Source organism: Novosphingobium sp. FG90, assembly GCF_057808725.1.
Genome location: NZ_JBMDIO010000107.1, coordinates 1 through 1045, shown reverse-complemented (window position 1 = coordinate 1045; position 1045 = coordinate 1). Strand labels below are relative to the sequence as shown.

Genomic DNA, 1045 nt, shown 5'->3' with positions numbered 1-1045 from the left:
CGCTGCCACCGGTAACACCGCCGAGCAGGCCTCCGACCACGCCCGTCACGGGAGCGAGCACCGTCCCGCCAGTCTGGCCGGAGCCGACACCGCCGATGACCTGGCCAAGCGTGCCGTTCAAGGTGTCAAGCACCGGCGATGCGACGGCATCGACCGCGCTCGTGACCGGAGCCACGACCGGAGCAAGCCCGTTGGTCACCTGCGTCACACCGGAACCGACCTGAGCCCCGAGCAACGATCCGGCGAGGTTGCCCACCGGAGCAAGCCCCTGTGCCACGCCGGCCGCCGTCGTCGGGATGGTCACGTCGAGGACGTTACCATCCGCCAGCACGTCAGCCGTCACCAGTTGCCCGGATGTCAGCCCCGGGTTTTCCGAGAGGATGTTGACGCCCGCGAGAGTGCCGCTCGTGCTCGGCCCGGTCAGGACATTGTTGCCAAGGTCCACGCCGACAAGCGGCCCGGTGTAAGTCGGTGCCGTGCCGGACCCGCCGCCGGGCAGGTTGCCGGTGATGCCATCGACCAGCCCGCCGAGCTGTCCGGTGAGAGGGCCAAGGAGACCACCTTGCCCCACGACCGGGGCCAACACTGCATCGACGGTATCGAGCACCGGCGTCGTCACCTGGCTGACGGTCGAGGTCACCGCTGACACCGTCGGGGAGAGCCCGTTGGTGATTTGCGTGACGGTTGACCCCACCTGCTCGCCGAGCAGGGCGCCAGCCAGCGAGCCGACCGGAGCAAGCGCTTCCTGCGTTTGCTGCGTGGTCGTCGGCAGCGCGACATTGACGATATGGCCATCGCCGGTGAGCACATCAACGGCGATGGTGCCGCCATTGCCCGTAGCGGCATCCGGAGCCACGTTGACGTCAATGAGCGTGCCAGGCCCGCTCGGCCCGAGGATAGGCGTACCACCCACTCCGACGCCGGCCACGGGCCCCGTATAGCTGCCGGTCGGACCGGTGGGACCGGTCGGACCACCAGGGCCGGTCGGACCGCCAGGGCCAGTCGGACCACCAGGGCCGGTCGGACCACCAGGGCCAGTCGGACC

The 1045-nt window shown here is 69.7% G+C and carries 1 protein-coding gene; it reads right to left on the bottom strand.

From position 1 onward, the window contains the following. Positions 1-928, bottom strand: a 928-nt coding sequence (locus ACODRZ_RS26730; RefSeq protein ID WP_488973189.1) for a hypothetical protein, incomplete at its 3' end; no start/stop codon positions are given. Positions 929-1045: the final 117 nt, after the last annotated feature.